26 protein-coding genes are annotated in these 26,603 nt (G+C 64.9%); 12 read left to right on the forward strand and 14 right to left on the reverse strand.

All coding sequences use genetic code 11. The features are described from left to right. The 3 genes from ACLL97_RS11060 to ACLL97_RS11070 form a co-directional block, all read right to left on the reverse strand. A partial coding sequence (locus tag ACLL97_RS11060) for a carboxypeptidase regulatory-like domain-containing protein (protein ID WP_411280530.1) occupies positions 1-857 on the reverse strand: 857 nt, incomplete at its 3' end. Between the two features lie 346 nt (positions 858-1,203). Then, the gene (locus ACLL97_RS11065; protein WP_411280531.1) at positions 1,204-4,491 is read right to left on the reverse strand and encodes a carboxypeptidase regulatory-like domain-containing protein; all 3,288 of its coding nucleotides are present in this window, start codon (positions 4,489-4,491) and stop codon (positions 1,204-1,206) included. A 262-nt stretch (positions 4,492-4,753) separates the two neighbouring features. After that, a complete protein-coding gene (locus tag ACLL97_RS11070) occupies positions 4,754-6,148 on the reverse strand; it encodes an amino acid permease (protein ID WP_411280532.1) in 1,395 nt (464 codons plus the stop codon). 103 nt (positions 6,149-6,251) lie between these two features. On the opposite strand from ACLL97_RS11070, the gene ACLL97_RS11075 reads away from it, so the two are divergent. From ACLL97_RS11075 to ACLL97_RS11090, 4 genes are read left to right on the forward strand one after another with little or no spacing between them, the layout of a single operon-like run. Beyond that, positions 6,252-6,458 (forward strand): hypothetical protein, encoded by a 207-nt coding sequence (locus tag ACLL97_RS11075; protein ID WP_411280533.1) that lies wholly within the window; start codon positions 6,252-6,254, stop codon positions 6,456-6,458. Beyond that, positions 6,455-7,453, forward strand: coding sequence for a COX15/CtaA family protein (locus tag ACLL97_RS11080; protein WP_411280534.1), 999 nt, complete (start codon positions 6,455-6,457; stop codon positions 7,451-7,453). Before ACLL97_RS11075 ends, ACLL97_RS11080 begins: the two co-directional genes overlap by 4 nt. Next, positions 7,450-8,358: a heme o synthase gene (locus ACLL97_RS11085; protein WP_411280535.1), complete on the forward strand. Its 909-nt coding sequence runs from the start codon at positions 7,450-7,452 to the stop codon at positions 8,356-8,358. The genes ACLL97_RS11080 and ACLL97_RS11085 overlap by 4 nt, the downstream gene beginning before the upstream one ends. 8 nt (positions 8,359-8,366) lie before the next feature. Then, a complete protein-coding gene (locus ACLL97_RS11090; protein WP_411280536.1) occupies positions 8,367-10,094 on the forward strand; it encodes an ABC transporter ATP-binding protein in 1,728 nt (575 codons plus the stop codon). A 395-nt stretch (positions 10,095-10,489) separates the two neighbouring features. Here ACLL97_RS11090 and ACLL97_RS11095 read toward each other — a convergent pair whose 3' ends face one another. From ACLL97_RS11095 to ACLL97_RS11105, 3 genes are read right to left on the reverse strand one after another with little or no spacing between them, the layout of a single operon-like run. Continuing rightward, complete coding sequence (locus ACLL97_RS11095) at positions 10,490-11,347, reverse strand: carboxypeptidase-like regulatory domain-containing protein (RefSeq protein ID WP_411280537.1); 858 nt, start codon at positions 11,345-11,347, stop codon at positions 10,490-10,492. Continuing rightward, entirely contained in the window at positions 11,344-12,525 is a 1,182-nt protein-coding gene (locus ACLL97_RS11100; RefSeq protein WP_411280538.1) for a M24 family metallopeptidase, read from the reverse strand. The genes ACLL97_RS11095 and ACLL97_RS11100 overlap by 4 nt, the downstream gene beginning before the upstream one ends. Positions 12,526-12,584: 59 nt before the next feature. Further along, positions 12,585-13,268 (reverse strand): hypothetical protein, encoded by a 684-nt coding sequence (locus ACLL97_RS11105; protein WP_411280539.1) that lies wholly within the window; start codon positions 13,266-13,268, stop codon positions 12,585-12,587. Between the two features lie 150 nt (positions 13,269-13,418). On the opposite strand from ACLL97_RS11105, the gene ACLL97_RS11110 reads away from it, so the two are divergent. The 7 genes from ACLL97_RS11110 (at position 13,419) to fabF (ending at position 18,988) form a co-directional block, all read left to right on the forward strand. Then, entirely contained in the window at positions 13,419-13,715 is a 297-nt protein-coding gene (locus ACLL97_RS11110) for a hypothetical protein (protein ID WP_411280540.1), read from the forward strand. An 8-nt stretch (positions 13,716-13,723) separates the two neighbouring features. Further along, positions 13,724-14,563: a DUF92 domain-containing protein gene (locus ACLL97_RS11115; RefSeq protein ID WP_411280541.1), complete on the forward strand. Its 840-nt coding sequence runs from the start codon at positions 13,724-13,726 to the stop codon at positions 14,561-14,563. 136 nt (positions 14,564-14,699) lie between these two features. Next, positions 14,700-15,941 (forward strand): NAD(P)/FAD-dependent oxidoreductase, encoded by a 1,242-nt coding sequence (locus ACLL97_RS11120; protein WP_411280542.1) that lies wholly within the window; start codon positions 14,700-14,702, stop codon positions 15,939-15,941. Beyond that, positions 15,941-16,414, forward strand: coding sequence for a flavin reductase family protein (locus ACLL97_RS11125; RefSeq protein WP_411280543.1), 474 nt, complete (start codon positions 15,941-15,943; stop codon positions 16,412-16,414). The genes ACLL97_RS11120 and ACLL97_RS11125 overlap by 1 nt, the downstream gene beginning before the upstream one ends. A 17-nt stretch (positions 16,415-16,431) precedes the next feature. Next, on the forward strand, positions 16,432-17,166 hold the full coding sequence (locus ACLL97_RS11130; RefSeq protein WP_411280544.1) for a methyltransferase domain-containing protein: 735 nt from the start codon (positions 16,432-16,434) through the stop codon (positions 17,164-17,166). A 29-nt stretch (positions 17,167-17,195) separates the two neighbouring features. After that, on the forward strand, positions 17,196-17,705 hold the full coding sequence (locus ACLL97_RS11135; protein ID WP_411280545.1) for an SRPBCC family protein: 510 nt from the start codon (positions 17,196-17,198) through the stop codon (positions 17,703-17,705). Beyond that, positions 17,702-18,988 (forward strand): beta-ketoacyl-ACP synthase II, encoded by a 1,287-nt coding sequence (gene fabF, locus ACLL97_RS11140; RefSeq protein ID WP_411280546.1) that lies wholly within the window; start codon positions 17,702-17,704, stop codon positions 18,986-18,988. Before ACLL97_RS11135 ends, fabF begins: the two co-directional genes overlap by 4 nt. Before the next feature lie 136 nt (positions 18,989-19,124). Here the strand turns inward: fabF and ACLL97_RS11145 are convergent, their stop codons facing one another. From ACLL97_RS11145 to ACLL97_RS11180, 8 genes are read right to left on the reverse strand one after another with little or no spacing between them, the layout of a single operon-like run. Next, on the reverse strand, positions 19,125-19,664 hold the full coding sequence (locus tag ACLL97_RS11145; protein ID WP_411280547.1) for an inorganic diphosphatase: 540 nt from the start codon (positions 19,662-19,664) through the stop codon (positions 19,125-19,127). A gap of 29 nt (positions 19,665-19,693) precedes the next feature. After that, positions 19,694-20,665 carry a porphobilinogen synthase gene (gene hemB, locus ACLL97_RS11150; protein WP_411280548.1) on the reverse strand — a complete coding sequence of 324 codons (972 nt, stop codon included), beginning with the start codon at positions 20,663-20,665 and terminating at the stop codon, positions 19,694-19,696. Then, positions 20,665-21,669 (reverse strand): hydroxymethylbilane synthase, encoded by a 1,005-nt coding sequence (hemC, locus tag ACLL97_RS11155; RefSeq protein ID WP_411280549.1) that lies wholly within the window; start codon positions 21,667-21,669, stop codon positions 20,665-20,667. Before hemC ends, hemB begins: the two co-directional genes overlap by 1 nt. A 60-nt stretch (positions 21,670-21,729) precedes the next feature. Beyond that, positions 21,730-22,524, reverse strand: a complete 795-nt coding sequence (locus ACLL97_RS11160; protein ID WP_411280550.1) for a uroporphyrinogen-III synthase — start codon at positions 22,522-22,524, stop codon at positions 21,730-21,732. A 10-nt stretch (positions 22,525-22,534) separates the two neighbouring features. Continuing rightward, a complete protein-coding gene (locus ACLL97_RS11165) occupies positions 22,535-22,753 on the reverse strand; it encodes a hypothetical protein (RefSeq protein ID WP_411280551.1) in 219 nt (72 codons plus the stop codon). Continuing rightward, positions 22,750-23,466 (reverse strand): cytochrome c biogenesis protein, encoded by a 717-nt coding sequence (locus ACLL97_RS11170; RefSeq protein ID WP_411280552.1) that lies wholly within the window; start codon positions 23,464-23,466, stop codon positions 22,750-22,752. The genes ACLL97_RS11165 and ACLL97_RS11170 overlap by 4 nt, the downstream gene beginning before the upstream one ends. Before the next feature lie 2 nt (positions 23,467-23,468). Continuing rightward, complete coding sequence (locus ACLL97_RS11175; RefSeq protein WP_411280553.1) at positions 23,469-24,182, reverse strand: heme exporter protein CcmB; 714 nt, start codon at positions 24,180-24,182, stop codon at positions 23,469-23,471. Next, a complete protein-coding gene (locus tag ACLL97_RS11180) occupies positions 24,179-24,949 on the reverse strand; it encodes an ABC transporter ATP-binding protein (RefSeq protein ID WP_411280554.1) in 771 nt (256 codons plus the stop codon). The genes ACLL97_RS11175 and ACLL97_RS11180 overlap by 4 nt, the downstream gene beginning before the upstream one ends. A gap of 112 nt (positions 24,950-25,061) precedes the next feature. Here ACLL97_RS11180 and acs point away from each other — a divergent pair. Continuing rightward, positions 25,062-26,603 (forward strand): acetate--CoA ligase (gene acs, locus ACLL97_RS11185; protein ID WP_411280555.1); only part of this gene is annotated, 1,542 nt, incomplete at its 3' end.

Genomic DNA, 26,603 nt, shown 5'->3' on the forward strand with positions numbered 1-26,603 from the left:
AGTTTGTTCTTGATGATCGGGCCGCCCATCGAGAAGCCGAGCTGGCGACGCACGAACGGCGAGGTGCGCAGAAACGCCGTGTCACGACCCATCTGTTGGTCGCGATAGTAGACGAAGGCCGACCCCTTGAACTCGTTCGTGCCCGACTGCGTCACCGCATTCACCAGCGCGCCGGTGAAGTTGCCCTGTCGCACGTCGTACGGCGAAATGAGCACCTGAAATTCCTTGATGGCGTCGAGCGGCAGCGCGCGGCCACCGACCTGCGCGCCAACGGTCGGCGAGTTGCCAAGACCGAAGCGGTTCGCGAGCGAGACGCCGTCGATCTGAATATTGTTGAAGCGGTTGTTCTGGCCGGCGGCCGAAATACGTCCGTCCTGCGACACGCTGACCTGCGGCGAGTTGCGGATCAGGTCGGTCACGTCGCGATTGAGCGTCGGCAGGCGACGCACGAGCGTATCGGTAAGGACCGTCTGCACGCCCTGACGGGTGGCCGAGAAGTCGGAGGTCGTGGTCACCGCTTCCGTGCGAACCGCGGCCAGCTGCGTCGCCTGTTCCTTCAGCTGGAAGTCGAGGCGCGTGGCCTGCGTGAGACTGACGACGATATCGGCGCGCGTCTGCGGCGAGAAGCCGATCCGACGCGCGGTGACCGAATAGGTGCCGACTTCAAGATTCGGGATGAAGAAGCGACCGTTGTCCCGCGTGATCTGGCTGGCCTTCGCCCCGTTGGAGCGGTTGACCACTTCGACCGACACGTTCGGGACCGGGGCATTCTTCTCGTCCGTCACCAGGCCGGTGATCGCGCCCGTCGTGGTTCCCTGAGCCGCGAGCGGCTTGGTGGGACCAACGGCGAGAGCCACGACCGCGACAGCCAGGCTAAGCCAACGTTGGATACGCATATATGCAGTTTGTCCGTATGTGGAGGAGACGTCCCTCGGCGCTGGACAGACCAGACCGGCCACCGAGATGGCGAAAGCTAGGGTCGTCGTTACAATCGGACAACCAACGGGTGTAACCGGTCGGTCACGGGGGGGCGGCCAACAGCTCAGGGTGCAGGAGGGAGGCTGTCGGGAACTACGAAGCAGGTGAACGGCACGGTGGTTAGTGGCTTTTACTGATGAGCTCGCCGGCAGAGACAAAGGCCGCTGCAGGGTTCCGCAGCGGCCGTGTCTTCCCCCACCCCCCTCACCTGATCAACTGATACACTCAGTTGAACGTGTAGCGGGCACCGAGTTGCATGCGCCACACGTCGGCGATACCGGCGGTGGACTGGTACGACGTATTCAGCAGGTTCGGACCGAAGTTGCGCAGGCGATAGAGCAACGCACCGTTTACGTCCGCACCCTGCGGCAGCAGCGGCTGGTTCGACACGAGCCGCCGGCCTGCGCCCCACTTGTTATTCAGCAGGTTGTCGATGTTCAGCACGTCGAAGCGGATCGAGAGCGTGTTACGCTTCCCGCCGACGTTCTGAAAGATCTCCTGCGTGAGCCCCACGTCCGTGCGGAAGTTGACGGGCAGGAAAACCGCCCCGCGCTCGGCGTATGAACCACGCTTGTCCTTCAGGTACGAATCCTGATTGATATACGCCTCCCACGCCGCCGTCTGCTCAGCGACGGTGAAGGTGCGGACGGCGGTAGCGCAGTTGGTCACGGGCGCCCCAGTGGCGCTGACGCAGTACTGCTGGAAGTTCATCTCGCTTGTGTTGCGCGGCACGTAAATCAGATCGTTCTGCGCCGCTCCGTCGCCGTTGGCATCAGCGCTGAACGTGTAGCTCGTGTTGCCAAGCGTGCGGCCTTCCGTGAAGATCGACAGGCTGGTCGCGCCGAACTTGAAGTACTCCTTACGATACGACAGCGCGAGGAACAAGCGCTTGCCCGGCGAGTTGTTGGAGAACTGGACGCCGGGGTTGTTCGGGTCGCCCGCTTGGGCGTTAGTCGTCCAGTTGGTGGCCGCCGTGGATCCCGGATCGTACGAGTTCCGCGTGACGCCTTGCGCGTACGCCGCCTTCGCGAAGAATCCGTTCGTGAACTGCTTCTGCAGCGACGCCGACAGATTGTAGGAATACCCCGTCGTCACATTGCTGATGACGTAGTTCGCGTTGATGTTGCTATTGATGCGGTTGGCGCTGTTCGCCGTCAGCCAGCGAGGACGCTGGTCGGCCCCGCTGAACTTCAACGTCGACGCCGGCAGGTTGGCGTTTATGTAGTACGGGCCATTCAATTCCGTGCTGTAGAGCCCTTCCACCGTACCGACGAAGCCCCACGGCAGGCGACGATCGACTGCGACGTTGGTCCGCCACACTTGGGAGAACGTGTAGTCCGGCGATGTCACGTTGAGCTCGTACGCTGCAGCGGGCGCGCCCGTGATCGTCTTGGGCTTGTACGTCTCAGGATCGGGGTTGAACGGGAAGTTCCGCGTGTTGTCGGACTGGATAAAGCCCGTGAGCACGCCCGTGTTGCCGAGTTGGTTCGAGATCCACACGTACGGCGGCGTGCCGCTGAACACGCCGGTTCCACCGCGGAGCACCGTGCGGCGATCTCCCGTGACATCCCAGTTGAAGCCGACACGCGGTGAGAACTGAATGTTGGCGTTCGGTAGCTTGCCCGTGTTGTACTTCACGGTCGCGCCGGTCTCATCGCGGAAGTTCAGCTGGTTGGCGATCGGGTTGTTGAACGCCGTATTCTCGAACACCGGCAGGTCGAAGCGCGCGCCGATCGTCAGCTTGAGGTTCCGCGTCGCACGCCACTCGTCTTGCAGATACGCGCCGTATGTGTTCACGCGCAACGGTTGAATCGGCGCGTCGAGACCCGGAATGTTGTTGTAGCGAACCTGAAAGCGGCTCAGGGCGACGGGTGCCGTGGTGCGTCCCTTGTTCGCCAAGAAATCGTTCGCGTCGGTGTAGAAGTCGGCGAGCGAGTTGTACACGTAGGAGCTCTGCAGGCCAGGCGAGAAGCCGTTGTCAGACTGGTAGCGCTGCGCCGTCACGCCCACCGTAATGTCGTGCTTATCCAGGTAAATCGAGAAATTGTCCTGGAACTGCCACGTGCTGTACTTGAGAATGTTGTTCGGCGTGAACGGTTCGAAGCCGAAGGAGAGATACGTGCTGTTGTTGTTGTTGATATCCACCAACGGAAAGAGCGTGCCCTTGGACACACGGCTTTCGTCGTTCTTGGTGTAGCCGGCGATGATCTGGTTCGACATGTTCGAACCGAGCTGTGAGTTCAACTCACCGATGTACGAGTTGATGTTTTCCTTGATGGCATATCCCGAGTTCTGGAAGCTCATCGAGTTCAGGTTGTCACGGCGATTGCCGAGCGTGCCAAGTGCATTGGAATTCGACACCGGATTGTCCGACTGCGACGTCAACTGACTATAGCGGAAGCTGAACTTGTTCCGATCGTTCACGTTCAAATCGAACTTGGCGATGTAACGCGTGGACGGCGTCACCAGGTTAAACCCGGAGGACGGGCCGGTGACATAGTTGAACTTGTCCTTGAGGAATGTGCTCAGCTGGTCGATATCGGACTGCAACACACGCGTGGTGTTACCGCCAATCGTCTCGCCGCCCTTATTCGCCTGGAAGCTGGTGGCGGGCAGCGCATTCTCGTCGGTGTCGTAGTTGAAGAAGAAGAACAACTTGTTCTTGATGATCGGACCACTGACCCAGCCACCCGGCTGCGTGAACTTGAATTTGCCCTTGTTGTAGAACACGCCCGCGGTGCTGTCGCCCACCAGCCCTTGATTACGCGTGGTGTAGTACAGCGAACCCTTGAACTCGTTGGTGCCCGACTTGGTCACGGCGTTCACGCCGGCGCCAGTAAAGCCGCCCTGACGTACGTCGAACGGCGCGACGTTGACCTGCAGCTGCTCGATGGCGTCAATCGGAATCGGCGACACACCTGTACGGCCGCCCGGCTGACCGGAGAGACCGAATGAGTTGTTGAAGGCCGAGCCGTCAAGCGTGAAGTTGTTGAGGCGGTTATCCTGACCGGCAAACGACGATCCCGACGACTGCGGCACAAGGCGCGTGAAGTCGGTGATCGTACGACCGATGGTCGGGAAGGCGGCTAGCGCTTCCTTGGGGATCGTGGTCGACGCGCCAGTCACGCGCGAGCTCAATGCGCCACCGGTAGCCGTGACTTGCACGCCGGACAGCGTCACCGCCGTCTGCTTCAGGTCGAACGTGACATCGGTCGCGCTGCCGAGTGTGATTTCAAGCCCCTGCTGGCTATTACGCTCGAGGCCGATGGAAATGGCCGTGACGGTATACGGCCCACCCACGCGCATGGCCGGAATAAGGAAGCGGCCGTCGGCACGCGAAATAGCCTGATAGGTGGTTCCCGACGGCTGGTGCACGGCGACGATCCGCGCGCTCGCGACGACACCATTCGGCCCCCTCACGCTGCCGTTCATCGAGCCAGTGGTGACCTGCGCCGATAGTGTGGAGCCGACGGCGGGAAGCCCCAGAACCCCGACTGTGACAGCCAGGAACATCGTTAGATACCGTGGTAGCCGGCGCTTCATCTCGCATGTCTCCAAAAATTGGTACGTTCGCGGGCGCACTCCGCCTCGGATAAGTCAAAGTCTAGCCAACTTACAGCCTTGTAAAGCGCGAGCTTGGTCGCAACTCTGCAACGTGTGGCGTCGAACCAGCGCATCTGTGTCGCCTTCGCTCCTCGTGCGGCCGACCACCTCCACCGACACGTTCTGGATCGGGGGGCATCATGGGGGCAACTGACTGTGAGCCGTTCGGCGCTCATCGCGTCGCCGACCTCCGCCCGACCGTCAAGAAGTACACCGGCACCCCAAGCAGAATTACACCGAACACACCCAGGGTCGGCACGCGCTGGGCGTCGTCCATCAGCGCGTTCACCAGCAGGAACAGCGTGGCGAGGCAGAACAAGGCCGGGACCAGCGGATACCACGGCGTGCGCACCGGGGGATTCCAGTCGGGGCGGCGGCGGAGTTTGAAAATGGCGCCAATACTGAGGATGTAGAACACGAGCGAGGCGGTCACAAAAATGTCGGCCAGTTGCTCGAAGGTGCGGACCAGCACGAACGCGATCGCGATCGTGGCGGTGAGTAGGATGGCCACATACGGCGTCTTGAAGGTCGGATGTACCGCGGCCACCTTCTTGAAGAACAGGCCGTCGTCGGCCATCGCGAAGAAGATGCGCGGGCCGGTGAGCAACGAGCCGTTCACCGAACCGAAGGTGGACAGCAGCACCGTGATCGCGACGAACGTGACGCCGATCGGGCCGATCAAACGTTCGGCGACATCGGCGGCGACCAATCGAGCGCCCCGGATCTCGTCGACCGACAGCACCGACAGATAGGCGATGTTCGCCAGCATATAGATGAAAATGATGCTGAGGGTACCCAGAACGATCGCCTTGGGGAGCGTCTTCTCGGGATCCTTCACCTCGCCCGCCACCTTGGACAGGTCGCCCCAGCCGTCGAAGGCCCAGAGCACGGACACGAGCGCCAACCCGAAGGCCGACACCGAGAAACTGCCCGGCGGCGCGGCGGGCGTGAAGTGACCACCCGTTTGTGGCAGGCCCAAAATCAGCGCCAACAAGATGATCAGCATCAAACCACCGTATTTGGCGACCGTGGTGAAGTTCTGCACCAGGGCGCCCCATTTGAGCCCCACCACATTGATCACCGCCATCAGGGCTACCGTGGCCGCGGCGATCCAGTGGGCGTAGGTGTCGTACGGGGCCATCGACGGGTTGTAGCCGAGCCCCCGCAACAAGTACTCGGCAAAGGTAGTCGAGATACCGCCGAGGGCGGCGGCACGGATGAGGGTGAGCTCGGACCAGCCATATAAGAACGCGGGCAAGCGACCCCATGCTTCGCGGATGTACACGAAGTAGCCGCCGGTGCGCGGCATGGCACCCGCCAGTTCGGCCAGAGTGAGGGCGCCGCAGAGCGCGAAGATGCCGCCGGTTGCCCAGACGGCCAGCATCGGCAGCGGACCGGGGAGCTTGTCGGCGATACCGGCCGGGGACCGGAAAATGCCCGATCCGATGGTGGTGCCCACGAGGACGGCAATGGCGCTCCAGAGACCCAAACGCCGCGGTAGTTCGGTTGCGGTGCCGGAGTCCGAACTGGTGCTACCACTTTTCGAGGAAACAGGAGCTGAGGTCATGACGCTATGGTAGTACGCCGCGCACAGTACCGCACGGGGTGACGTCGTCTACTTTTCAGGGGCTATGACTTCCGTTCTTACTATATCCCTTCCGCCGGCTGTCGTGACCGCGCTGTTCTGGAGCGCTGTCGTGGTCTGCGTGATCGCGCAACTCTTCATCTTGCGTGCGGTGTTTCGTACCCTGCCCATCCTGCCGTCCTCGTCTCAGGTTCCGACTCCGCATCGCTTGACGGAGATCCTGTGGGTGGTCTTGCCGGTGGGTGGACTGATCGCCGTCTTCATTGGCGCGTATCGCGCCCTGCCACTATGAACGCGTCCCTCTCCCTTCCGCCGGCCTCAGTGCGTCGTTCGGCGTACGCCGCGCTGTTCGTCTCGCTGGTGCACATCATGTTCGGCGCGATCGTGCGCATCTCCGGTTCCGGCATGGGATGCGGCGACAACTGGCCGAAGTGCTATGGCTACTGGTTCCCGCCGCTCGAGCGGATGGACCTCATCATCGAAGTGTTCCACCGGTATCTGGCCATCGCGCTGTTCGTGAGTATTGCCGTGCTGGCCGCCAGTGCTTGGCAGTACCGTCGCCATCCATCGGTTGGTGGATCTGGCGGCGTGTGGAACGCTTCGCGCGTGGCGCTCGGCTTGTGGTTTGCGCCGGCGCTGTTCGGTGCGGTCACGGTGTTCACCGGTAATCCGGCGTGGGCGACGGTCGTGCACAAGCTGCTCGCCGCCTCGCTGTTGGCCGTTCTCACGGTAGCCACGATTCGCGCTGGCGGCCTCGGTGGCACCTCGATACTCACCGCGCAAGGCACCGCGAAAGCGGTAGGCGGTGCGACTGGAGCGGCGGTGCTGGCGCTCCTTGTGGTGCTGCTGGGCGGACTCACCGCGAAGATCCCTGGCGCGGCCGTGGCCTGTGCCGGCTTCCCGCTGTGCGGCGACGGCTCGCTCGGGGGTGGCGCGCAGCATGTACAGCTCACGCATCGCATTCTCGCGTACCTGCTGGTGCTCCACCTGATCGCACTGCCGGTGATTTTTCGCCAGCGCGGTGAACCGCTGGCCGTGTTGCGCGCAGCCTGGATCGGACTCACGCTCGGTGTGCTGCAGATCGTGTGGGCGGGCTGGATGGTGATGGGCGGATTCCCGGGCGTGGTCCGCTCGCTGCATCAGGCCACGGGCATTCTGATCTGGGTAACTACCTTCGCCATGGTGTACCTCGCCCGCATCGCGGCCGGTCGTACGGTCGTGGCAGCGCAGGCGAAGGGGGCAGGCACCGCTCCGGTGTCAGCTCGTGCAGTCCCATCGGTATCATGACCGGAGTGGCGCTGGACCACGACAAGGCCCCGACGCCGCTCTCGCGCGATCTGATCGCGCTGACCAAGCCGCGCATCATTTCGCTGCTGCTGGTCACGACGGTCGCGCCGATGTACGCCGCGGGTTCGCCGACGTTGCTGACGGTGCTGCTGGTTACCATCGGCGGCTACCTCATGGCCGGCGGTGCAAACGCCGTGAACATGTATCTCGATCGCGACATCGACGATGTCATGGCGCGCACGCGCCTGCGTCCGATTCCGAGTGGGCGCATGTCGCCGATTCAGGTCCTCGCCTTCGGTGTGGCGTGCGCCGCCTTCGCGACATGGATGCTGGCGCAATTCGTGAACGTGCTATCGGCCGGACTCGCGCTGGCCGGATTTTACTTCTACGTGTTCATCTACACGCGATGGCTCAAGCGGTCATCGCCGCAGAACATCGTGATCGGCGGCGCCGCCGGCGCCTTTCCGCCGCTGGTAGGATGGGCGGCGGTCACGGGTACGCTCGACGTTTCGGCGTTGTGTATGTTCCTGATCGTGTTCTACTGGACGCCACCGCATTTCTGGGCACTCGCCCTACTCAAGCAGGTGGACTACGGGCGCGCCAAGGTGCCGATGGCTCCGTTGGTGTGGGGTGAACGCGAAACGATGCACCAGATGGTGTGGTACACGGTGATTTTGATCGCGCTCACGCTGTTGCCCGTGCTGTTCGGTGCCTTCGGCACGTTGTATCTGCTGTCGGCCCTCGTCTTGAACGCGCTGCTCATGGGTGGTGTGCTCAAGATGCTCTTCGCGGCGCGCGCGGCGAAGCCGTGGACTGGTCCGGCGTGGTGGGTCTACAAGTATTCGCTGCTCTATCTCGCCCTGCTCTTCCTCGCGATGGCGGTCGATCGGGCGATCACGCGGTGAGCCGTACCGTGTCGCCACGCCCGCTGGCGCGGTTGGCACCACTCGTGCGACCGTACACGTCGCGACTGGTCATAGCCTTTCTGTTTCTGGTGGTCGCGGCAGCGGCTGGGCTCGTGTTTCCCGCCGTCTTGCGTTATCTGCTCGATGCCGCCTTCGAACTGAAGGACCGTCGCGCGCTCGACCGGATCGCGCTTGGCCTGCTCGGCGTGTTCGCGGTACAGGCGATTGCGAACTTCGTGCAGGTCTTTCTGCTCAGCGCCTCGACTGAGCGGATCATCGCGACGCTGCGCGAGCAAACGTTTGCGCATCTCATCCGGTTGTCGCCGGCGTTCTTCACGGAGCGCCGCACCGGTGAACTGACCAGCCGACTGAGCAGCGATCTTGCTTTGCTGCAATCGCTGCTCAGTACGTGGATTTCCGAACTCTCGCGACAGTCACTGTTCCTGATCGGCGGTATTGCGATGATGTTCGTAACGAACCCGCGCCTTACGCTGACTACACTCGCGGTGGTGCCGTTGGTAGTGGGTGCGGCACTGACGTTCGGGCGTGCACTCCGCAAAGCCAGCACTGGCGTGCAGGACCGGATCGGTGAGGCGATGGGCATGGCCGATGAATCGTTCGGCTCCATTCGCACGGTGCAGAGCTTCACGCGCGAAGGCATCGAGACGGAGCGCTTCGGTGCCCTACTGCGCGATTTGGTGGGTGTCGCCGTGCTTCGGGCCCGCACGCGCGCGCTGTTCTTCAGCGTGGTCGGTTTTGCGGCGTTCGGTGCAATCGCGGCGGTGTTGTGGCAGGGTGGCGCTCAGGTCGTTGACGGCAAGCTCACCGCCGGCACACTGGTGGCGTTCCTGTTCTACGCCTTGTTCGTGGCCGCGGCGCTGGGATCGCTCGCCTCGCTGTTCGGCAACTTCCAGGAAGCCGTCGGCGCGGCAACGCGGGTGTTCGAGCTGCTCGACTCCGAGCCCACGGTACGGGATCCAGAGCGTCCGTACGCGTTCGAGGCGCCCGTGCGCGGGGCGGTGTCGCTGGACTCGGTGGGATTCCGCTATCAGCCGGAGCTGGCCGACGTGGTGCACGACATTTCGCTCGACATCGCCCCGGGCGAGGTGGTCGCGCTGGTCGGTCGGTCAGGCGCCGGCAAGACCACAATAGCGAGCCTGCTACCGCGCTTCTGGGATGTCACGTCGGGTCGAATTACGCTGGACGGCATCGACATCCGCGACCTGTCGCTCGACACACTCCGCGGCGCCATTGGAATCGTACCGCAGGAGCCGGTGTTGTTCAGCGGCACGATCCGCGAGAACATCGCGTATGCGCGCCCCGACGCTAGCGACGCCGACGTGCTGCGGGCGGCGCAGGCCGCGCACGCGTGGGAGTTCATCGAGCGCCTGCCCGAGCAATGGAGCACGCGCGTCGGCGAGCGCGGTGTGAAGCTGTCCGGCGGCCAGCGTCAACGCATGGCGATCGCGCGGGTGTTTTTGAAGGATCCTGCGGTGGTGATCCTCGACGAGGCCACGTCGAGTCTCGACACGGAGAGCGAACGCTACGTGGAGCAGGCGCTCGAGCAGCTGCTTCAGGGGCGCACCACCCTCCTGATCGCGCATCGCCTCAGCACCGTGCGTCGCGCCGATCGCGTGGTCGTACTCGATCAGGGCCGTATCGTGGAAACCGGCAGCCACGACGAACTCTTAGGGCTCGAAGACGGTCTCTTCGCACGGTTGCATCAGCTGAGCTGACCTCCGGCGTGCGGTGGGTGGTTCGCTGCACTGATCACGCAGGGTTCGCAGAGACGCAGCGTGGGGTGTTCTCGGCGCCTCTGCGTGCGCTTCGCCTTTGCGTGATCAGGTCAGCACTGGTGGGGCGGAACTGATGACACCGAGGGAAAGAGATGCGGAGAAAAGGAGCACCCCGTCCGTTCATCCTGCTTTCCTCTTTTCCTCTTTTTCTCTGTGTGATCGGTTCATCGATGGTCAGGCCGCACTGATCACGCAGGGTTCGCAGAGACGCAGCGTGGAGTGTTCTCGGCGCCTCTGCGTGCGCTGCGCCTTTGCGTGATCAGGTCAGCACTGGTGGGGCGGAACTGATGACACCGAGGGAAAGAGATGCGGAGACAATGGCTCAACAACCGCGTTCAGTAGGTCAGCTCGACGCGCGTTTCGACATGGGCGTCGACCCGTACGCGCTGCTGTTTGGTGCCGAAGCGCTCGTGCCACACGACGAGGGTATAACTCCCCGGCGGGACGTTGTCGAAGCGGAACGCGCCGTCGGCGGCGGTGACGGCGACGAACGGGTGCGGCGTGACGGCGAGATAGGCGCGCACCCACGGATGCAGATCGTCGCGGATCTGCACGAGCCCTGGCAGCTTGGCCGCGTCGCTGGTGGGCACCACCTGCCCCGCGTCGTTGAAGAGCACCGTGCCACGTGTGGCGGCTACGCCGCCGACCTCGATGAATTGCAGACGCGTCATCATCGCATCACGAGACGTGATCATGACCGTACCGCCGGCCGCCACCAATTGCACGCGCGGATCGAGACGACACCCATCGAGCATGACACGCACCCGACGCGGCGCATCGTCACGCGGTCCGGTAGCCACACCCACCAGCCACACCACGCTGTTGCCGACGCCACCGTCGCGACTTGGCACCAGCGATTGCGTGAAGGGACGGCACACCGACAGATCGTGCGTAGGGGCGATGCTCGTATCACGCGGCTCGCCGCCGCCGATCTTGCCCACGATGTAGCCGCTGGTCGCCTGCGCCGACACCGTATACTGCCGACCATCGGCACCGCCGGCGGCGCGGGCCAGCGACACGACTCCACTGTCGCGCGAAACCGCACTTGCGTGATCGGTGCCCGGCGTGGCCGAGACATCAGCAATACGCCCGTTCGCCTCGTTCGAGGCCCGCGTCTCTCCGCACGCCACCAGTGCCGCCAATAGCACCACACTCCAACGGCCGCGCACGCGGACGCACACGTCAGCTGTCAAACTACGATCAGGTCGCGCTGAACGTCGCCGGGCGTGATCAGTAACGACTCCTCGGCCACGTACGCGTTCACCTCGGAACGCACGCCGAGTTCACCCGGCAGGTAAATGCCCGGCTCGATCGAAAAGCCGACGCCCGGAATGAGCAGTCGATCGTCACGCGATTCGAGGTTGTCGATTTGCGGCCCCGAGCCATGCAGTTCACGCGAATCGATGCTGTGCCCTGTGCGATGCCAGAACTGCCGACCGAAACCGCGCGCCTCGATCACGGCGCGCGCTGCATCATCGGCCTCGCCACCGCGAACCGGCACGCCAGCCGAAATTCGGTTCTGTAACAGCGAGAGCGCCGCATCGCGCGCGTCGCGCACCGCTTCCCACACCGTGACCACCCGTTCACTCGGCGCACCCAGTGAGGCCATCCACGTCTGGTCGGCGTACACGCCGCCGTTCTTCTCGCGCGCCCACAAGTCGATCAGCAGCGTGTCGCCGCGCCGAATGAGACGCGGTGATGACGCCGACGGCATGTAGTGCGGATTGGCGGCATTCTCGCTGGCTGCCACGTCGGGGCCATGATGCGTCTCGAGACCGGCGCGTTCGAACGCCTCCAAAATGCGCGCCTGCAGCTCATGCTCGGCCACCGGTGTGCCCAGCGCCACCATTTCACCGGCGTACGCTATCGCGCCGTGCGCAATGTGCCTAATGCGTTCGGCCGCCCGCTCGTGTGACAGTAGCTGCGCCGGCGTCCACGTCGCGTAGATCTGGGACACGAGATCGCCCGAGCAGACCACCGTGGCGCCGGCCGCGCGCACCATCTCGAGCACGCCCGCCGGTATGCGATCGAGATACGGAATCGCGTCACCCGGCGAGTATTCCATCGCGACGCGCTTGCCCTGCACCAGCGACGCCACCTCCGCCTCGAGCGCGCGCCAACCGCTGTACGTACGGAGCGGCCACGCTGTCGGCCACTGCGCCCACGGTCCGGGCTCAATCGCGTGCGCAATACCGATCGGGAGGCCTGCTCGCGGAATGAGCGCGAACACACGACGCGACACGAGGCCGTCGAAGCCCAACAGCCCCGACGCGATGGCATTCGTGCCACGGAAGTCATACAACAACCATCCGTCGAGATCGGCCTCGGCAAGCAACTGCTGCAGACGCGGCAGCATTTCAGGGGTCAGCATGGCAAGCGGGATGTCAGGAGCTACGCACCGCCGACGCTTCGGCGGGGCCTGTCAACAAATCAGCGTCGACGCCACTCGGCGCGCCACTGACAGTGGCGATCACCGCGCGTGCGGCACATCACGTGCTCGATTGCACCATCGGCGTCGGCGAGCAGCAACAATGCTTCCCTGAAGGCCGCCTCGTACAGACCGCAGCCCACCGCGCGCGGTGCCGCGTCGGCAGACACGGGCGACTCCACGTCGAGCAACAGGGTGCTGCCTTGACGCACGAGCACGCCACCCATGTAGCGACGCGACATTTGGCGAAGCAGTCGGAGCGCGATCGGGCGGCCGAGGAGCGAGGGTAGCGAGCGCGCCGCACTGCGCTGCAGTCCGCTTACCGTGCCGACATACGAGCGGGCCCACCGACGTCCCGCTTCGCGAAAGGCCAGATCGGCATCGGGGCGACGGCCGATAAGTCGCGCCAACGCCAGCACTTCGTCGAAGCCAACACGATGCCGACTACGAACGGCTTCGCTGTAGCGGCGGATCTGTTGGTAGACCGTTTCACTCAGGCCGAGCCGCTTGTTGCGGAGCTCGTGCACCAATTCGGCGTCGAGCTCCGCCTCGGGCGTATCGATCGCCTTGACGGCCTCGAGCAGCGCCAGGGGGAGCCGCGCGTCGATCGGACGACCGGACAGCGAGAGCGTCGGTTCGGCAGGAACAGGGGCGCGGGCAAGCCGGCCGTCAATCAGAGAGGACACTCGGAGGATGCTAACGTGTTCCCGGTCACGTATACAAGCGGAGCGCCGCGAGAACTAGCGGAATCGGACATCGAACCGGCGGCGGCGCGCACCGTACGGTCCGGCTCGCTGGCTTGCGTATTCGCGGTTGGTCATACACCGTTGGCGGTGATGGCTCAGCACCTCCCGCCCGACGCCCCATCGGCGTCCCTCGCCGATTGCTCGCTCGTTCAGTCGCATCTCGACGCCTATGTCGACGGTGAACTGACGGCGTTCGACGAGCACGATCGCGAGCTCGCCCCGATCGTGGGCGCGCATCTGCGCTGGTGCGCGCCCTGTGCCCGTGTGGCGCGGCAGACGGAAGCGCTGCGGGCGGCAGTGCGAGCCGTCGGTCAGCGCGAGCAGACGACGGTACGGGCCAGCGACGCGCTACGTCATCGCGCCGAGCAGATCCTGTCGTCGCGCTGATCGCCCTCGTGTTCGGTGCGTCGTCCGCGACCGCGGTCGCGACCGCGTGGTGGAGCGCGTCGGGTCCGTCGACGCCGTTGGCGGTCGGGTTCGCGCTTGTCATCGCCGCCGCCGCGTGGCGTCACGGGAGCTTACGCCTGAGCGGCGCCATTGCTGCTACCGTAGTCGGCACGCTTGCGCTCCGTGCCGGCTGGTCGTGGGGCGGATACCTGATCTTTTGGTTTGCCTGGGCGACGCTCGGCTCGCGACTGGGCCGCGCACGCAAGGACGCGCGCACCGCCGGCGTGGTCGCGAAGGGTGCGCAGCGCGACGCGAGCCAGGTGGTGGCCAACGGCGGCGTGTTCGCGCTCGCGGCGGCCATGGTCGTGACCACGGGCGATGCGGCCTCCAACACGGCACTGTGGGGCGCAGCGGCCCTCGCAGCGGCGGGCGCCGACACGATGGCCACGGAGATCGGGACTTGGGTGGGCAGACCCCCGCGCTCGGTGGGTACGTGGCGAGAAGTGCCCACCGGCACCTCGGGCGCGGTGAGTGTAGCCGGAAGCGCGGCCATGTTCGGCAGCGCGCTTGTGCTCACGGCCGTCGCCGTCGCGTTCGGGCTTGTGCCGGCGGCTCGCTGGTGGGTTGTGGCCTTGGCGGCGGTGTTCGGCGCCGTGGTCGACACCGTGGTCGGCGCCCTGGCCCAGGAGCAACGCTGGTGCCCGTCCTGCGCCACCGCCACTGAGCAGTGGCAGCACAACTGTGGCACCGACACGCGGCATCGCGCCGGCTGGCGCTGGCTCGGCAACGATGCGGTCAATCTCGTCTGCACGGCGTCGGCGGCGGCGCTAGCGTGGCTCGTGGCCTAAGCCTACCGGAGAAACCAGCAGCATCGCGGCAAGCGAGCGGCGTCGGCTTCTCGCTTGCACTTGGGATCTGTGTGCCGTCGCGAGGCGTTAGTTTTTCAGGAGTCCGCCACCGTGTGATCGTCCTTTTCCGAGCCCCATGTCTGACTACTCGCGCGCCTGGCAGGTGATCGTCGTGGGCGGTGGTCCCGCCGGCAGTTCGGCGGCGTGGCATCTCGCCACGGCAGGGCTCGACGTGTGTTTACTCGATCGGGCGCGTTTTCCGCGGGCCAAACCGTGCGCCGAGTACGTGAGTCCTGAAGCGAGCCGCATTCTTGACGCCATGGGGGCGCTGGCACCGCTCGAGCAGGGAGGCGCGGCATCATTGACCGGCATGGTGGTGCACGCGCCGTCGGGCGACCGCATTCACGGCGAATTCGTGGCCCGTCACGGTTTTCGCGGCTTTCGCGATCGCGGACTTGGGGTGCGGCGGGAAATACTCGACACGTTGCTCATCGAGCGGGCGCGCGCCGCCGGGGTGTGCGTGCTCGAAGACACCAAGGTCGAAGGGGTCGCGCTCGACGCAAGCGGCGCGGCGTGCGGCGTCGAGGTGCGCGCACCCGAGGGGGTGCGCACGATGCGCGCGTCGCTCGTGATCGGCGCTGACGGATTGCGCTCCATCGTCTCGCGCCGACTGAAACTCGCCCACCAATCGCGGTGGCCGCGTCGCGTGGCGCTGGTGGCGCACTATCGCGGCGTGAGCGGCATCGGCACGCTCGGCGAGATGCATGTCGCCAGCAACGGCTACGTGGGACTCGCCGCCGTGTCGGGTGGACTGACCAACGTGGCGTTGGTGGTGTCGCGTCGCGTCGCGCAGGGCATGGCGGGCAATCCCACGGCGTTTCTCGACGCATGGATCGCCGCACAGCCCACGCTGCACCCGCGTTTTCGCGATGCGATTCGCGAGACGCCCGTGCGCGCGACGGGGCCGTTCGCGTCACACGCCACGCGCGCATGGGCGCCGGGCGCGATGCTGACCGGCGACGCCGCCGACTTCTACGATCCGTTCACCGGCGAAGGCATTTATGCCGCGCTCCGTGGCGGGGAATTATTGGCCCCGTTTGCGGTGGACGCCGTGCACGCGCGCGAACAGGACAACGCGCGCGACATGCGGCGGGCACTTCGAGGCTACGACCAGGCGCGGAAGCACACGTTCGCCGGAAAATGGCGGGTCGAGAAGCTGATCGGAGCCGCCGTGGCCTTTCCACCGTTGTTGAATTATGCCGCGCGCGTGCTCACACGCGATCGCGATCTCGCTGACCTGTTGATCGGGGTCACGGGCGACTTCGTCCCGCCATCGGCGGTCCTGCGTCCGAGCACCCTGCTCCGTTTCCTTTCCTGATGAACGATCAAGACTTGTTTCGCTCCGTGCTCGGCCGTTTTGCTTCCGGCATCACCGTGATCACGACGCACGACGCCAATGGCACGCCGCACGGTATGACGGTGAGCGCCTTTTCTTCGCTCAGTCTCGAGCCGCCGCTCGTGCTGGTGTGTATCGGCAACGACGCCACGATGGCACCGGTAATGGCGCACGCTACCAGTTTCGCGGTGAATGTGCTCACCGATGCACAGGAAGCGATCTCGCGACGGTTCGCTGGCAACGTGGACGACCGCTTTGCGGGCGTGGGCTACGTGGATGGCGACCTTGGCGACGCGGTGCTCGACGATGTACTGGCCTCGATGCAGTGCCGCATTGTCGCACGCCATCCCGCGGGCGATCATGTAGTGGTCGTTGGCCATGTCGAGCAGGCGTCGGCGCGTGATGCGAAGCCGCTGCTCTACTATCGCGGTGGCTACGCGCAGTTGGAACGATAGACGCGCGCCTCGCTTCCATGCTCACACCGGCGCGCCAACGCGGCATCGAGATCCTCGACGATCCCGGTGCGGATCCCGCGCTTGCGTTGCGCTCGCTGCGCGATGTGGCGCTGGCGAATCGATTCTTCGGCGGTCGCCGCGCCGTGCTGGCCGAAGTACGCCAGCTGCTGCGCATGCCGCGTGAGCGGTCGTCAACACGAGACCTGCAGACACCGGTCCTATTGCTCGACATCGGCACAGGACTGGGCGACATCCCGCGCGCGGCGCAACGCATGGTGGCGGCGAATTCGCGTTCACTGACCACGATCGGCATGGAGCTCGTTCCGGCACTCGCGCGCGCGGCCAGCGCGTCGTGCACGCATGGGCTCGCCGCCGATGCCATGTCGCTGCCGTTCGCCGACGGCAGCATCGATATCGTGACCTGCTCGCAGGTGCTGCACCATTTCGACGGGCCCGACGCTGATCGCCTGCTTCAGGAATGCACCCGCGTGGCCCGCACGGCCGTGATCATCAGCGATCTCCGTCGCAGCTGGTTGGCAGTGGCCGGGCTTTGGGCGGCCTCGTTCCTGCTAGGATTCCATTCCGTGAGCCGACACGACGGCATCGTGTCGATTCTGCGGGGCTTCACGCGCGACGAACTGCAGGCGCTCGTGGAGCATGCGACCGGATGCGCAGTGCGCGCCCGCCGTGCTCCCGGATTCCGGGTGGTCGCGGTATGGTCGCCGTTCCCGCGTGCGGGCGCGCGGTCGTGATGTCCTCGCCTTCTTCCTCAGCGGCGCTCATGCACGCGAACTACGAATTGGGTCCGCCACCGGCGGATCGGCTGGTGACACAGATCGACGAGCGGCTCGTGCACGCACCCGTCGCGCGCATTTTCGACATCGCGCGTGAAGTCGAACACTGGCCGGCGTATCTACCGCACTATCGGTTCGTGCGCTTCCGCCATCGCACGCCCGATGGTGGTGGCATGGTCGAGATGGCGGCCAACCGCCCGTTCGGCCTGTTCAATTGGCCCACGTGGTGGCTGTCGGAAATGGCCGTGAATCACGACGTGCCGTGGGTGCGCTTCAAGCATGTTGGTGGCGTGACCACGCGCATGGATGTGGAATGGAGCTTCACGTCGGTACCTGGCGGCACGCTCACGCGCATCGTGCATGTGTGGAACGGCCCGTTGTGGCCGGTGATCGGACGGTTCGCGGCCACGCAGGTGATCGCACCGGTATTCGTGCACGGCATCGCGTCGCGCACTTTGGCGGGCTTGGCCGCCGTCGCTGAACGGACTCCTTCATGACCAACGCGCCGCACACGCCGTCGACTCCAGAATCCTCGCCCTCACGCCGTCGGGTCGCGATCACCGGCATCGGGTGCGTGACGCCGATCGGCACCGGCGTGGAGGCGCTGTGGCAGGGACTGCGCGCCGAACGGTCGGCGGTGGTGCCCGCCACGCGTTTTGATGCATCGATTTACCGCTCGCAGTGTGCCGCTCAGATCGATGGCTTCGAGCCGACCAACTGGATCGACGCCAAGCGCGTGAAACGCCTCGACCGTTTCAGCGAGTTCGCGGTGGTGAGTTCGATCCTCGCCCTTGAAGATGGCAAGCTCGATCTGGCCCACGAAGACCGCGAGCGCGTGGGTGCGATGATGGGCACCGCCTTGGGCGGCGTGGGCTACGCTGAAGAGCAGGCGGCGCGCTTTCTGCACGGCGGCTTGCGGGCGGTCGATGCCACATTGGCCTTGGCGGTGTTCGGCGGCTCGGCGAGTTGCAACATGGCGATCGAGTTCGGCGTGTCGGGCCCCAACTCCACCAACGCAATGAGCTGCGCGTCGGGGTCAATGGCGATTGGCGAAGCGTTTCGACAGATCCGAGATGGCTACGCCGACGTGATGCTGGCGGGCGGATCGGAAGCGCCGCTGGCGACGCTGTGCTTCGGCGCGTTCGCCCTCATCCGCGCGATGTCGACGCGCAATGATGATCCGGCACACGCGTCACGTCCCTTCGACAAAGATCGCGACGGGTTCGTGATGGGCGAAGGCGGCGCCGTCTTGCTCCTGGAGGAGTGGTCGCACGCGGTAGCCCGTGGTGCCCGCATTTACGCGGAGCTGAGCGGTTACGGCACCACCAACGACGCGCACCACATGACCGCCCCGCGCCCCGACGGTGCACAGGCCGCGCGATGCATGCGCAACGCCCTACGTGACGCATCGGTAAGCGTGGAACAGATCGACTACATCAACGCCCACGGCAGCAGCACCCCGCTGAACGATCCGACCGAAACGATGGCGATCAAGCAGGTGTTCGGCGACCACGCGTACCGCATTCCGGTATCGAGTACCAAGGGATATTACGGCCACGCGCTCGGCGCGTCGGGCGCCTTCGAAGCCGCCATCAGCGCACTCACGATTGCTCGTGGCTGGGTACCACCTACGTTGAACCTCGAAACGCCCGACGTGGGGTGTGATCTGGACTACGTGCCGCAACACGGACGAGAGATGCGCCCACAGGTAGTGCTGTCGAACAGCTTTGGCTTTGGTGGGATCAATGCGGCGTTGGTACTCAAAAACCCAACTGCTTAACAAGCCAGCGGCTTAGCAAGCAGGGAGGAGATGTCACAGGGGGGAGGAAGCAGGCCGCTCGTCGCGGTTCACCTGCCTCCTCCCCCTGGACACCCACCTCCCTGCCCCCTCAGCCGTTGGCAGTTTCGGATCGCGCTTACGCACCCTTCAAGTAGACTTCCGCGTACCGCTCGATGCTCCGCTGAATCACCTTGAACGCGGCTTCACTCTTCTCCCATCCCTGAATCTCGACGCGTTTGCCCTCGAGGTCCTTGTAGATCCCGAAAAAGTGTTCGATCTCCTTCAGATAATGCGCCGGCATGTCGGCGATGTCGTAAATGTCGTTGTGATACGGATCGTCGCTCGGCACCGCGAGGATCTTCTCGTCGGGTTCACCTTTGTCCAGCATCTTCAGCACGCCGATTGGGCGGCACGTGATCTGGCAGCCCGGGAACGTCGGCTCGTTGATGCGCACGAGTATGTCGAGGGGATCGTTGTCCTCGTGCAGCGTGCGCGGAATGAAGCCGTAGTCGCCGGGATAGTGCACCGCCGAATACAGCACGCGATCAAGCTTGAACTGACCGGAATCCTTATCGAGCTCGTACTTGTTGCGCGAGCCTGCCGGAATTTCGATGATCGCGGTGACCAGCTCCGGCGCGTGAGGACCGGGGGACATATCGCGCCAGGGATTGTGCATAGGGGTGGCTGGTGTCGAGAGAAAAGAGGTCAGCGGTTCCGCAGAGCAGCGGCTGCTTCTAAAGCGAAGTACGTGATCGTCATGTCGGCACCGGCGCGCGCGATGGCGACCAGTGACTCCATCATCGCGCGATCGCCATCGATCCAGCCGCGTTCCGCTGCGGCCTTGATCATCGAGTACTCACCGCTCACCTGATACGCCGCGAGCGGCATCTGCGTGTCGCGCTTCACGGCGGCGATAATGTCGAGGTACGCACCCGCCGGCTTCACCATCAGAATGTCAGCGCCCTCTTCCACATCGAGCCGCACTTCGCGGAGTGCCTCACCGCCGTTGGCGGGGTCCATCTGGTAGCTGCGACGATCGCCGAACGTCGGCGTGGATTCGGCGGCTTCCCGGAACGGGCCGTAGAAGGCCGAGGCATACTTGGCGGCATAGCTCATGATCGGTGTTTGCGTGAAACCGGCCATATCGAGCGCGCGACGCATGTGGCCGATTCGCAGGTCCATCATGTCACTGGGGGCGACGATATCAGCGCCGGCCTCGGCGTGCGCCAATGCTTCACGCGACAGCAACTCGAGCGTGGCGTCGTTGTCCACTTCGCCCGACGGCGTGAGCAACCCGCAGTGCCCGTGCTCGGTGTACTCGCACATGCACACATCGGTCACGACCACCAGGTGCGGGAACTCGCGCTTCACGGCGCGTACGGCTTCCGGTACGGGTCCGCGAGGATCCCACGCCGATGAACCGGTGGCGTCCTTCGTGTCAGGAATGCCGAACAACAGAATACCGCCGATCTGCGCCGCTACCGCCTTCTCGGCGTCACGCAACAGTTCGTCCACTGACGTCTGCGAGACACCCGGCATCGAACCAATCGGTGCGCGCAGACCCTTCCCCGAGCGCACGAACAACGGCCAGATGAACTGGGCGGGATCCAGACGCGTCTCGCGCACCATGCGACGAAGTGCCTCCGTGCGCCGCAAACGACGCATACGCATCGGCATTACTCGACTCCCTGCGCGACGCCCGTCTCATCGGCCAGTTCGGCAGCCTTGGCAGCGGCGGCGTCCGCCAGCTCTTCACGCAGCTCTTGCAAAATGCCGGCGCCGCCGGCCGCGTGCAGCTGTCGTGCGAGTTCACGACCGCTCGACGCCGGATCCGCCGCGTTGATCGGCAATCCGCCACGCACCACCGACACGCCGTCGAGGGACGCGATGATACCGTGCAGCATCGGTCCATACTTCGCTTCGTACGTCGTGCACGCACCGATCGGGACTTGACAGCCACCTTCGAGCGCGGCCAGGAGCGCCCGTTCAGCCGTGACCGCGGCGCGTGTGTGCGCGTGATCGAGCGTAACCAGAATCGCCGTCAGGCGCTCGTCGTTGACGCGAGCCTGCACGGCGATCGCCCCTTGACCAGGGGCCGAGATCCAGTCGGGCGGATCCATGAACGCGACGATGCGGTCACCGAGTCCCAATCGACGCAACCCGGCCGCCGCAAGCAGGGCGGCATCGACTTCACCCGCGTCGATTTTTCTGAGACGCGTTCCCACATTCCCGCGGAGCTCGCGCACATCGATGTCAGGCCGCAGGGCGCGCAACTGAGCCCGACGACGCAGCGACGAGGTGCCGACCTTCGCACCCTTCGGCAACTCCAGCAGCGTGCGCGCCGTCGTATGCGGACCGACCACCAGCGCATCGCGCGGATCTTCGCGCTCGAGCAGCGCCACGATCGTGAGCCCGTCGGGATCGGCGGTGGGCAAATCTTTCAGCGAATGCACCGCACAGTCGGTCCGACCAGTGATCAGGTCGGCTTCGAGTTCGGCGGTGAACAACCCTTTCTCACCGATGGCGTTGAGTGGGCGATCAAGAATGCGATCGCCAATGGTCGTGTATTCCACGAGCTCACTCGCAATGCCGCGTTCGGCCAGCGCGGCAGCAACCTGGCGCGCCTGACGTAGCGCCAACTCTGAGGAACGGGTTCCGATGCGGACGACAAGATCAGTCATCCTTCAACATATTGGGGCGACCGCAAGTTCAGTTAGTCCCTGACGTCTCCCGCGCGCCGATCAGCGTCCGCAGGCTTTTACGATGCTGATTACCCACCCTTCCATCGTCGCGGCCCCGGATTCGACTTTCACCGGGAATCCGGCCACTTTTGCGGCCCGTGCCGTGACCGGCCCGATACAGGCCACCGGTAGGCGACCGGCATGCTCGGCCGGCAGGGCGTCAAGCAGCGCATCGACCGCACTCGGCGCGGCCACCGTGACCAGATCGATTTCCCCCGCGTGCACCAGTGCGCGAATGCGGGCTTGGCCACCGGGGTCCGGAGCGCTGCGATAGGCGGGCACGCTCTCCACTACCGCCCCCAGCGCACGCAGCCCGTCAGGGAGCACGTCTCGGGCAGCGGCCGCGCACGGGTAGAGCATGCGTGTGCCCTCGATATCCGATCGAGACGCCATGGCATCGAGCATCCCCACCACCTGCGCATTTTCCGGCTGCACCGTGGGCGCTCGCCAGCCACCTCGTTCGGCGGCGACCGCGGTGGCGGCGCCCACCACGGCCAGTCGACGCGTGGCCATGGCCGCCTCGGCCCCGCGTTCCGTCACTACGCGCGCCAGATGATCGACGGCGTTGACGCTGGTGAGCAGGATCCAGTCGAACTCGACGAGACGACGCACGGCGTCGTGCAGCGGCGCGAGGTCGAGCGTCTCGATGCGCGTGAGCGGGACCTCGTAGACCGTCGCGCCCTTGGCGCGCAGGGCGTCGGCCAACGGCGAGCCACGCTCACCGGCGCGTGTAACGGCGATTCGTACGCCGTGTAATGGTCGCGACTCCGCGGGGCGGACCGGCATCGACGTCATGAGCAACGGATCAACGGGTGCGCTTCGCCCGCGCCAGGCGACGCAGCAAGAGCACGGTGTACCCGCCGTAGGCGGCGAACGTGATCGCGTAGCCGGCCCACATGTAGCTACTACTATCGGGCGGCCCACCCGCCTTTGGCACATATGCCACTTTGCCGGCGGTGTCCTGCACGGTGGCGACAGTCAGCATCGGCCCGGCCGCCACGAGCGCACTGACATGCACGATCACGCCGCCTCCATGGCCGCACGCGCGTCGCGCAGCGTGGCCCAACGAAAACGCAGACGCAACAACGCGAAGAAGAGCAGCAAGAACGCCACCATCGACAGCCCGAAGGACAGCAGCATCTCGGGCGGCATCTTGGGCTTTTCCGGCGCCAGCACCACGGCCTCGGGATGCATCCCGCGAAACAGCTTCACCGTGAGGTGAATGAACGGTACCAGCAACGCCGCCAGCGATCCCATCACCGCCGACAGCCGCGCGCGCACCTCCGCTGACTCCACGCCACTGCGCAGCACCAGATACCCGACCACCAGCAACCAGAGGAACAGCGTGCTGGTAATGCGCGCCTCCCACACCCACCAGGTGCCCCAGCTGGTGCGCGCCCACACCGGTCCGGTGATCAGCACGATGCCCATGAACACCAGTCCCACTTCGGCCGACGACTCGGCGAGGCGATCGAGGCGCTCGTCCTTGATCCACAGATACATGATGCTGCTGACGAACAGCAGGCCGCAGGCGATGTAGAGCCCGATGATCGCCGCCGGCACGTGCACATAGAAAATCTTCTGCGCCGCGCCAAGCATCGCATCGATGGGCGTGTAGAACAGCGCGCGCGTGCATGCCGCGATTACCGCGATGATCGCGACGGCGAGGAACGCATCGAATCCCTTCGGCGCCGGCAACGTGGCCGGACGCGGGGCAGCAGACGACACCGACGACATACCTACTCCTCGATGGTGAACGGAAACACCACGATACACGCCGATACGAAGACGAGATCGAACGCGAGCAACACCTTGAGCCACGCCATGCCATCGGCGATCGGCTGACCACGCAACACGACCGCTGTGGCCTGCGCCGCCGGAATCACCAGCGGCACAAAAAACGGCAGCGTCATCATCGGCAACAAGAGCTCGGCCAATCGCGTGTTCGAGGCGATCGCCGCGAAGAGCGTGCCGACCGCCGACAGTCCGATCGAGGCGAGAAGCACGATCCCCACGATGATTCCCCACGACGGGCCGACTGGAAGATCGAAGAAGAGCGCCACAGCGGGAAGCGCCAATGCTTGAACGCACAGCACGAACACGAGGTTCGCGATCACCTTGCCCGTAAAAATGGCCTCACGGGACACCTGCGACGCGAGCAACCCGTCGTACGCGCGTTCGGCCAGCTCCAGTCCGAAGGAGCGGTTGAGCCCCAGCAGACCGGAAAAGGTGAAGATCACCCACAGCACGCCGGGAGCGAGATCCATGGCCGGAATCGCCGTGGGATCCCACGTGAAACGGAAGATCACGACCGCGAGCACGGCAAATACCGTGGCCGCCAGAAACGCACTCCGAGTCCGGAACTCGATGAGCAGGTCTTTCCGGGCAATCCGCCAGGCGTCGGCCAGATACGACGGCGCCCGATGAGTGGCGCCTGCGGGGACATCGCTCACGCCAGCCCCTCATGCACGAGGGCTCGATACTTCGCCTGATACCCCGGCACGTCGAAGCCGGACGGCGAGACCGGCTGCTCGTCGACAAACTTCCCGTGCTGCATGATGGCCGAGTGCGTGGCGAGCGCGAGCCCCTCACTCAGGTTGTGCGTAACCAGCACGAGCGTGGCGCCATCCGCCTTCAGCGCTCCCAAGGCGTCGGTCAGCGCTTGCGCGCCGGTTTCGTCGAGCCCCGTATACGGCTCGTCGAGCAGCACGAGCTGCGGGCCGTGCACCAGCGCGCGCGCAATCGATACGCGCTGTTGCAATCCGCGACTCAGATAGCGCACGGCCGTGTCGGCACGATCGAGTATGCGCAGTTGCGTGAGCACCCGCGTGGTGGCCTCGTCGGCGTGTATCACGCCTTGACACTCGGCGGCGAAGCGCACGTTCTCTCGCACCGACAACGCCGGGTAGAGCATGGCATGGTGCGAAATCAATCCGACCATCCGTCGCGTCTCGGCATCACCTGGGAGCGGCTGTCCATGCAAACGGGTGGTCCCGGCAGTTGGTTTGAGCAACCCGCCCAGCAAACGCAGCAGCGTGGTCTTGCCGGCGCCATTCGGACCGAAGAGCGCCAAACAAGCCCCTTCATGCAGCGCGATCGATACCCCGTTCACGGCGCGCCGACCACCAAAGGCACGCACCAGCGCCTCAGCCGTGAGAGCCGGGTCCGCCGCCAGGGCGGACGCGGCACCGGTCGCACCGGTTTTGTGGGGTGACTGCATCGCTCTACATTAGCAGGACACGCGGTTGCTCGCGACACGCGACCGCTCGCGATCGGCGCACATCCCCGTCGGACACCCCACAGCGCCGGTTTGTACCGGACACCAGGTCTCCATGAGCGATATCGACGTCCTCCTGCAGGAAACGCGCTCCTTCCCCTCGCCCAGCGCCTTCCGCGCCACGGCCCGTGTTCACGATTCGCGCTTGGCAGACGACGCCGCGATCGACCCGCTGAGTTTCTGGGCGCGCGAAGCCGGCGAATTGACCTGGAGCAAGCCATGGGATTCGGTGCTCGAGTGGACGCCGCCGCATGCGAAGTGGTTCCAGGGCGGACAGCTCAATGCCTCGGTCAACTGTGTCGATCGCCACATCAGCGGCCCGCGTCGCAACAAGGCCGCGATCATCTGGGAAGGCGAACCGGGTGACCGTCGCACGTACACCTATTGGGACCTGTACCGCGAAGTGAATCTCGCCGCGAACATGCTCAAGAAGCTCGGCGTGGTGAAGGGCGATCGCGTGGCGATCTACCTCCCGATGATTCCCGAAGCGATCATCGCGATGCTGGCGTGCGCACGTATCGGCGCCGTCCACACGGTGGTGTTTGGCGGCTTCTCGCCGGACTCGCTTCGTGACCGTATCAACGATTGCGGCTGCAAGGTGTTGATCACGGCCGACGGCGGCTATCGTCGCGGACAGGTTGTGCCGCTCAAGCGCAATGCCGACGACGCGATCACGGGATGCCCGACCATCGAGCATGTACTCGTCGTAATGCGTCGTCGGAGCGGCGTGGGCGATGAGACCTTCGCTGAGATGCAGGAGGGACGCGACCACTGGTGGCACCGCCTGAAGCGACTAGTGCCGAAGTACTGCGAACCCGAAGTGATGGACGCGGAAGATCTGCTGTTCATTCTTTACACGTCGGGCACCACGGGAAAGCCCAAGGGCATCGTACACACCACTGGTGGTTATCTCACCGGCGTGGCGAGCACCACCAAGTACGTGTTCGACTTGAAAGAAGAAGACGTGTTCTGGTGCACGGCCGACATCGGATGGATCACCGGCCACTCGTATCTGGTGTACGGACCGCTCGCGAACGGTGCCACGCAGGTCGTGTACGAAGGGGCGCCCGACTGGCCTGACAAGGATCGCTTCTGGCAGATCTGCGAGCGCTACGGCGTGTCGATTTTCTACACCGCGCCCACGGCCGTCCGCGCCTTCATGAAGTGGGGCTCGTCGTACGTCGAGAAGCATGATCTCTCGCAATTGCGTTTGCTCGGATCGGTGGGAGAGCCGATCAATCCGGAAGCGTGGATGTGGTATCACAAGCACATCGGTCAGGAGCGTTGTCCGATCGTGGACACGTGGTGGCAGACGGAAACCGGCGCGATCATGATCACACCGCTGCCTGGGGTCACTGTCACGAAGCCCGGCTCCGCCACCACGCCGTTCCCGGGCATCAAGACGGCGTTGCTCGACACCGCCGGCAACGAGATCGGCGTAGGCGGTGGCTTGCTGGCGATCACGCACCCGTGGCCGAGCATGCTGCGCACGATCTGGGGCGACGACGCGCGCTACGTGGAGACGTATTTCACGAAGTGGCCGGGTCGTCCCGACCTCTACTTCCCGGGTGACGGCGCGAAGCGTGACGAGGACGGG

The organism is Gemmatimonas sp., from assembly GCF_046594945.1.
Classification (GTDB): Bacteria; Gemmatimonadota; Gemmatimonadetes; order Gemmatimonadales; family Gemmatimonadaceae; genus Gemmatimonas.